This is a genomic window from Streptomyces sp. NPDC040545, from assembly GCF_055595065.1.
The window spans coordinates 75,759-83,758 of sequence record NZ_JBVIWA010000025.1 but is presented as its reverse complement, the minus strand read 5'-3'; the positions used below and the strand labels follow the sequence as shown (position 1 = coordinate 83,758).

5 protein-coding genes are annotated in these 8,000 nt (G+C 75.0%); 3 read left to right on the top strand and 2 right to left on the bottom strand.

Going from position 1 to position 8,000, the window contains the following annotated elements; all coding sequences use genetic code 11:
• Window positions 1-113: 113 nt before the first annotated feature.
• Window positions 114-827 carry a hypothetical protein gene (locus tag ACZ573_RS33570; RefSeq protein ID WP_471311771.1) on the bottom strand — a complete coding sequence of 238 codons (714 nt, stop codon included), beginning with the start codon at window positions 825-827 and terminating at the stop codon, window positions 114-116.
• A gap of 215 nt (window positions 828-1,042) precedes the next feature.
• Here ACZ573_RS33570 and ACZ573_RS33565 point away from each other — a divergent pair, with 215 nt between their 5' ends.
• From ACZ573_RS33565 to ACZ573_RS33555, 3 genes are all read left to right on the top strand, one after another.
• Window positions 1,043-3,103, top strand: coding sequence for an N-6 DNA methylase (locus ACZ573_RS33565; protein WP_471311769.1), 2,061 nt, complete (start codon window positions 1,043-1,045; stop codon window positions 3,101-3,103).
• Window positions 3,104-3,271: 168 nt separating this feature from the next.
• Window positions 3,272-3,862, top strand: coding sequence for a hypothetical protein (locus ACZ573_RS33560; protein ID WP_471311766.1), 591 nt, complete (start codon window positions 3,272-3,274; stop codon window positions 3,860-3,862).
• Complete coding sequence (locus ACZ573_RS33555) at window positions 3,859-5,367, top strand: protein kinase domain-containing protein (protein ID WP_471311763.1); 1,509 nt, start codon at window positions 3,859-3,861, stop codon at window positions 5,365-5,367. The genes ACZ573_RS33560 and ACZ573_RS33555 overlap by 4 nt, the downstream gene beginning before the upstream one ends.
• Here ACZ573_RS33555 and ACZ573_RS33550 read toward each other — a convergent pair.
• Entirely contained in the window at window positions 5,351-7,735 is a 2,385-nt protein-coding gene (locus tag ACZ573_RS33550) for a YfhO family protein (protein WP_471311760.1), read from the bottom strand. The genes ACZ573_RS33555 and ACZ573_RS33550 overlap by 17 nt on opposite strands.
• Between the last annotated feature and the right edge of the window lie 265 nt (window positions 7,736-8,000).

Here is an 8,000-nt window from a genome sequence, read left to right as displayed (position 1 = left end):
TCCGTCCTGAGTCCCTACTCCCAGCCTCACTCTCCCCCCCCCCCCCCCCTCACCCCCCCCCTCCCCCCCCCCCCCCCCCCCCCCCCCCCCACGGCCGTTTGCGCGTGCGCGGCTCAGCCCAGCTTGTCGGCGTCTATGACGTCCTCGCCGGCCGGGACCTGGGCCTGGACCGGCTTGTCGAAGCCCGAGAAGGAGATCTCGGCCGGCTCCTTGCCGGTGACGCCCGCCTTGAGCAGGTACGGCGTGCCCTCGGTGGCCACGTGCAGGGTCTCGGTGCCCTCATCGGTCTTCGTGGTCAGGGTGAGGGCCTTCTGGCCGCCGACCGAGGTGACCTTGCCCTTCTCGGCGCCCTTGCTGTCGTCGAACTCCTTGAGCAGCTCGTCCAGGTCGCACAGGGAGGCGAGCTCCTTGGCGTCGGCGTCCGAGGTCTTCGACTTCAGCCAGTGGCCCGCCAGCTGCTTGACCGCCTCGTCCGCCTCCGCCTTGGGCAGGTCCTTCGTCTGCGAGCGGTAGAAGGGCTCGTCCGCCTTGATGAACACGAACTCGGAGTTGCGGATCAGCTCGAAGGAGCCCTCCTGGCCGGCGATCGTGCCCCGGCAGTCGCCGGCCTTGCTGACGGCCATGTTCAGCTCCATCGGCTTGCCCTCGTCCCAGACCTTGCCGCTGACGGTGAGCGAGGCGGCGCCGCGCAGGGCGTCCACGGACTTGTCCGCCACCTCGGAGCCGGACAGGTCCGCGAACGGGCCGGACGCGAAGCATCCGGTCAGGCCGAGGGCGGCGGCGCAGGCGAGGGCGGCGGTGGCGGTGAAGCGGTGAGCGGTGCGCATGGGGACTCTCTAGGGCAGCTGGGAAGGCGGGGGAAAGGACGATCGAAGGAGAAGCGGACGAGTGTATTCCGTTTTGGCCGGACGGCGACGGTCCGGCCGGTGAAGACGCACTGATCACAGCAGATTCCCGTGAACCGAGTCAACACGATTCACGGAAGTTCTTGGGTTCACGCTGTGAATCGGTCTCTCGGGTGTGAGCGGGTATGCTCCCCGGCATGCCCGAGGAGAACGCCGCAGCAGAGGTCGCCGCAGCAGAGGTCGCCGCGGCCGAAGTCACCGCGGCCGAGGTCGCCCGTCTGGCCGGAGTGGGCCGCGCGGCCGTGAGCAACTGGCGGCGCCGCCACGCCGACTTCCCCAAGCCCGTCGGCGGCACCGAGACCAGCCCCTCCTTCTCCCTGGACGAGGTCGAGCACTGGCTGCGCGCCCAGGGCAAGCTCGCCGAGGTCCCGCTGCGCGAACGCGTCTGGCAGCAGATCACCGCCCACCCCGGCGGGGCCGTCACCGCACTCGTCAAGGCGGGCGCCGCCCTGCTCGTCGTACGGGACCGGCCCGCCGACTGGCTGGAGCTGACCGCCGTCTCCGACGCGCGCATGGCCACCCAGCTGCGGCCCGTCCTCGACCAGGTGCTCGGCGCGCGCCTCGGGCCCGGCCACGCGCTCGCCGGGATCCCGCTCCGCCCGGCCACCATGCCGCTGCTGCGGGCCGCCGCCGAACTCGCCGCCGGACTCGGCGCCCGCCAGGCCTTCGAGTTCCTCCTCGGGCGCCACCTCGACGCCAACCCCCGCCAGTACACGCTCACCCCGGACGGCCTCGCCGGGCTCATGGCCGCCCTCGCCGGGCCCTCCTCCCGCACCGTCCTCGACCCCGCCTGCGGCACCGGCACCCTGCTGCGGGCCGTCCCCGGCGCCACCGCCCTGTACGCCCAGGACTCCGCGCCCGAACTCGCCGCCCTCGCCGCCCTGCGCCTCGCCCTGAACGGAACGCCCCAGGTCCGCGCGGCCGCCGCGGACAGCCTGCGGGCCGACGCCTTCGCCCAGGACACCGTCGACGCCGTGCTCTGCCACCCGCCGTTCAACGAACGCGGCTGGGGGCACGAGGAACTGGCCTACGACCCGCGCTGGGAGTACGGCTTCCCGGCCCGCACCGAATCCGAACTCGCCTGGGTCCAGCACGCCCTGGCCCACCTGCGCGAGGGCGGCACCGCCGTACTGCTCATGCCGCCCGCCGTCGCCGCCCGCCGATCCGGCCGCCGCATCCGCGCCGACCTGCTGCGCCGCGGCGCGCTGCGGGCCGTCGTCGCGCTCCCGGCCGGCGCCGCGCCCCCGTACGGGATCCCCCTGCACCTGTGGGTGCTGCGCCGGCCCGCCCCGCACGCGGCGCCCCCGGCCGGGCTGCTGCTCATCGACACCGCGGCCCTCGCCGCCGACACCCCGGTCCGGTCCGCCTGGCCCGCCGTGCACGGCGCGGTGGAGGACGCCTGGAGCGCGTACGACCGCACTGGCTCGGTCGCGCAGACGCCGGGCGTCAGCCGGGTCGTCCCCGTCATCGAGCTGCTGGACGACGACGTGGACCTCACCCCCGCCCGCCACCTGCCCCCGCCGGCCGCCGGTGGCGGTCCGGCCGAACTGACCGCCGTACGGGAGCGGCTCGGCGAGACCCTCGGCCGGGCCGCCCGGCTCACCCCGCCGCCCGCGGCGGCGCCCGCCGGGGGCCCGGCCCGGCCGCCGACGACCACCGTCGGCGAACTCGCCCGCGCCGGAGCCCTGGAACTGCACACCGGCACCGGTGGCGGAAGCGGCTCGGCCCCCGTCCTCACCGAACAGGACGTCTACACCGGGGGCGGCCCGTCCGGCACCCTGGTGCCCACCGCCGACGAGCCCCTGCTCACCGCCCCCGGCGACGTACTCGTCCCCCTCGTCGGCGGCGCGGCCATCGCCCGGGTCGTCGACGAGGCCGCCGCGGGCGCGGTACCCGGCCGCGGCCTGGCCCTGCTGCGCCCCGACCCCGACGCCCTCGACCCGTGGTTCCTGGCCGGATTCCTGCGCGGCACCGCCAACACCCGCCGCGCCAGCAGCCACGCCTCCACCGCCACCCGGCTCGACGTACGCCGGCTCCAGCTGCCCCGGCTGCCCCTGGCGCAGCAACAGAGCTACGGGCTCCGCTTCCGCGCGCTCGCCGAGTTCGAGGACGCGCTACGGCTGGCGGGGCGGCTCGGCGAACAGCTCGTCCAGGGTTTCCACGACGGCCTCTCCGACGGCACGGTCACGCCGGAGTGAACGGCCGTGCAGCGACCGTGCAACGGTTGCGCGCATCCCCTCACCCCTGGCCGGGAACGCTGTATACCCTCAGACCCGAAACTTCTTCCGCACGGCCCGTCAGGAGCAGCGATGCACGGCCCCGGCCTTCCGCCGCAGCACGGCCCCCAGTCCGATTCGGGGGGTGTGATGGCATTGCGCGTGGTGTTCGTGCTGCTGCCCATCCTCAGCTGCGGCTTCCTCGCCTGGGGGTCGTTGCTGCGGCTCGCCCTGGTCACCCGCAAGTCCCGTGACTGGGCGCTGATGGTGGCCAGCGGTGTGCTCGCCGTCGTGTGGATGACGCTCATCCAGGTCGACCCCACGCCCGAAGTCAACGGCTGGCAGGGCAATCTGGGGGCCGGCGGCTCGATCTTCACCGGTTTCGCCATCTGCGTGTACTTCCTCGTCGCCGACATCAAGCACCACGAGGCCCGGCGCACGGCCCCGACCGCGCAGTGGTACCCGGCGCAGTCCGCCCCGTACGTCCACCCGCAGCCGTCCGGACCCGCCTACGGGTACCCGCCCGCCACGGCCACCACCCGGCCCTCCACCCCGACGCCGACCCCCGCGCCGACGCCGGCGCCCCCGCAGGTGCCGCCGCAGCCGACGCCGCCCCCGCGCATCGGGCAGGTCCGTGCCGAGCTCGACGAGCTCAGCGAGCTGCTGCGCAAGCAGACCCCGCCGGCCGGCGGCCCCCGCCACGACCCCCACCAGACCCCGTTCCAGGACCCGCAGCAGTGACCGACCGGCTCATCGGCGACCGCTACCAGCTCGCGACCATCCTCGGCCAGGGCGGTATGGGCCAGGTCTGGACCGCCTACGACCGGCGCCTCGACCGCCGCGTCGCCGTCAAACTGCTGCGCCCCGACAAGGTCGCGGGCCCCGGCACGGTCGCCGAGGAACTGCGGCGCCGCTTCGTGCGCGAGTGCCGGGTCACCGCGCAGGTCGACCACCCCGGCCTGGTCACCGTCCACGACGCGGGCAGCGACGGCGACGAACTCTTCCTCGTCATGGGCTACGTGGAGGGCGCCGACCTCGCCGACCACCTCGCCGAGCACGACCCCTACCCCTGGCAGTGGGCGGTCGCCGTCGTCGCGCAGCTGTGCTCGGTCCTGTCGGCCGTGCACGCGGTGCCGATCGTGCACCGGGACCTGAAGCCGCGCAACGTGATGGTCCGTCCGGACGGCACCGTGCTCGTCCTGGACCTCGGCGTGGCCTCGGTGATGGACACCGACACCACCCGCCTCACCAGCACCGGCTCGCCCATCGGCAGTCCCGCGTACATGGCGCCCGAGCAGGCCATGGGCGGCGCCGTCGGCCCGTACACCGACCTGTACGCCCTCGGCGTGCTGCTGTACGAACTCCTCAGCGGCAACGTCCCGTTCGCCGGGTCCACCGCCCTCGGCGTTCTGCACCGCCACCTGTACGAGCCCCCGCTCCCGGTCCGCCAGATGCGCCCGGAGATCCCGCCGGAGCTGGAGAAGCTCCTGCTCCACCTCCTCGCCAAGGACCCGCAGGACCGGCCCTCCTCCGCCCAGGAGGTCTACGAGGCCCTGGCCCCGCTGCTTCCCGCCCGAGGCAGCCGCACCCCGTCCGGCCCGCTCGACCCGACCCGGCCCTTCCTGCGCCCGCAGGCACCCTGGCCGGACCGGGCCGCGGTCGTCCCTCCCCGGCCGAGCACCCCGCCCGCGCCGCCCAAGGCCGACGTCCCCGGCGCCGTGGACGAGGCCCGCAAGCTCCTGGACGAGGGGCGGCTCACCCAGGCCGTGGACATCCTCGGCGGCATCCTCCCGGCGGCCGCCGCCGAGCACGGGGAGCACTCGCCGGTGGTCCGCTCCCTGCGCAAGCAGTACGCCGCCACGCTCATGGACGACGGTCAGTACCGGCGCGCCCTGCCGGAACTGCGCCGCCTCGCCGACGAGTTCCCGGCCGGGGACCCCCAGTCGCTGCGCTTCCGCTACGACTCGGCCCAGTGCCTGGAGCAACTGGGCGAGCCGGCCGCCGCCCTGGCGGAGTACCGCTCGCTGCTTCCGTTCTTCGAGAACCACTACGCCAATCCGGACCCGGGTCTGCCGCTGGAGGTCCGCCGCCGGATAGCCCACCTGCTGCTCTCCCTCGGCGACCGCCAGGCGGCCCACGACACCCTGGCCCGGCTGCTGTTCGACGCGGAACGGCTGCACGGCCCGGCCCACCCCTTCCCGGCCGAGATCCGCCGCACCCTGCACTGGCTCAGCCAGGTCCGCTGACGGAGCGGGCGGCGCGGCGGGCCCGGCCCCGCAGGGCCGCGGCCAGCAGGATCCCCAGCGCGCCGGCCAGGGCCGCCAGCCCCGGGACCAGACCAGGCGGGCGGAACGCGCAGTTCACCCCGGTGGTGCCGGGGGAGAGCGGGATCGCCACCAGGCCCAGGTGGCTGGAGGCCGGGCGGCCGTTGCAGGTCCAGCCGGCGATCGCGGGGACCGAGAGGACCGCCGTGCCGCTCGTGCCCGGCGGGAGCGTGGCGTGGACCTCGGAGGAGCCGACCCGGACCGAGGTCGCCGCCGTGGCCCGCAGGCCGGCCACCGCGGCGTCGAGCCGCGTCCGGTCCAGGCAGGACAGGGTCCACCGAGGGGGCGGGGCCGCATCGAAGACCAGGGCCGAGGATTCCCCGCGGGAGGGGCCCATCGGCTGGAGGGCGGCCCGGTTGCGGGGGGCGTTGCCGTTCAGCCGGAAGGCGGGGCCGTCCGCGAGGCGGGCCGTCGCGTTGTACTCGGGGGCCCACAGGTAGGCCTCCGTGCCCGCGCGGCAGATGCCGGGCGCGAGCGGGTCCTCGTACACCCGGGCGCCCAGCAGCGATTCCTGGTTGGCGAAGGGGGAGTCGTCGGCGTAGGAGACGGCGGCGCCGGGCGGGCGGGTCGTCACCAGCGGGGGCGCCGGGGCGCGGCGGACCGTGCCGTCGGGCTGCAGGCGTGCGCCGACCGCGAAGACGGCGTCCGTCACCGGGTTGTCGATGCTCTGGACGTTGCGTCCGCGCGAGGTCCAGCCCGCCCCGAGCGCGACCATCGTGCGGGTGAACACGTCCGGGGTGTGGCTGCTGTAGTACGCGCCGCCCTCGCCGCCGAGCAGCAGCGGGTCGTTGCCCGTCAGGGCGGGCCGGCTCGGGTCGGTGCGGTAGGCGGGCCAGCCCTCGGCACCGGCCAGGGCCTCGGCGCGCGCGGTGTGCGCCGGCCCCCAGGACGGGTAGTCGTCCAGGCCGCCCAGCTTGCCCTTGTGGCCGTAGGCGGTGGTCGCGGCGGCCTGTGCCAGCAGGACCAGCGCGAGCAGTCCGGCCGCCGGCCACGCGAGGCGGCGGTGGCGCAGCGCCCACCAGGCCGCACCCGCCAGCGCCAGCCCGCCGCCGAAGAGCGCGTAGCCCGCCGTCGTCACCAGGGGGCTGTCGCGCGCCCACAGCACGGCGGCCGCCAGGACCCCCGCACCCGCGGCCAGCGCCGGCGGCCGCGGCAGGCCCGCGGCCAGCCCGGTCCAGGCGGCGATCACGGCGATCCCGGCCAGCACGAAGGTCTGCCGGTACGGGCTTCCGTTCGGGGTGGCGAACAGGTGCCAGGCCAGATGGGCCGGCGCCCACTGGAGGGACAGCGCCACGGCCACGGTCAGTCCCGCCCACCACAGCCGGGTGCGCGGCGGGACGGCGCGGTGGAAGGGCAGCGCGGCCACCAGCAGCAGGGTCCCGGTGCCGACGAAGACGGCGGGGGAGGAGAAGGAGTAGGTCCCCGGCAGCAGCCGTGCGAACAGGTCCGCCCAGGTCACCGGCCGGAACTCCCTGACCCACCCCGGGTAGGCCTGCCCGGAGCTGAGGAAGAGGGGCAGGAGCACGGGTGCCGAGAGCGCGATCCCGAGCACGGTCGTCCCGGCTCCCCGGGCGATCACCGCCAGCCGGGTCCGGGCCCCCTCCCGGGTGAGCACCACCCGTACCAGCAGGACCAGCGCCGCACCCAGCGTCGCCATGTAGGCGGTGTAGAAGTTCGCCGTCCAGCAGATCGCGACGACCAGCGGCGCGAGCAGGATCCGGCGCCCGCGCAGGGCCCATTCACCGGTCAGGCACAGCAGGGGGAAGGCGATCAGCCCGTCCAGCCACATCGGGTTGTACGAGGCCTCGATCACCGACCAGCCGCACAGCGCGTACGAGGCCCCGAGCAGCCCGGCCGCCCACCAGGGCCCGCGGCGCTGCGTGCGCAGCAGCCAGGCCATCGCCGCCGCCGCGGCCGACATCTTCAGGACGGTGACGACGTACACGGCGAGGTCGATGTCCGCGCGCGGGAAGAGCCCGACGAGGACGGCGAAGGGGCTGGTCAGATAGGTGCCCAGGTCCGGCAGGAAGCTCATGCCGTAGCCGGAGCGCCAGTTGAACAGCAGCCCGCCCTCCGCGCGGCCGTGCAGGAGGTCCCACAGCTGCGCGTGGAAGGGGACGAACTGGTTGCCGAGGTCGTTGATGCTGCGGTGGCGCGATCCGTAGGGGAACACGCGGGCGGCGGCGTCCCCGGCGCACACGGCCACCGCCGTGAGCAGGGCGGCGAGCGCCGATCCGAGCAGACTCCGGCGGCGCGGTGAGGGACGCGGCGAGCGGTGCGTTGTCGACATGGTGGGCCGACCTTGGCAGGGCCGGGTGACCGAAGGGTGGCCTCAGGGTTGCCGGTGGCCGATCCGGCCCTTGCCCCGGGGCCGGGGTCCCCAGAACGGGTGACGGGTGGCGCGCCGGACCCGCCGGTGCCCGTCGGCTCACTTATGAACGGTGCGTGTTCGGTCCGCGCGTGAATCGTTGGTCGAACCGGTGGTCCGGATCACCGTGACCTCATAACATCGATCACCGCACGGCCCTTTGTGCACCGACGCACAATCTCCCGGC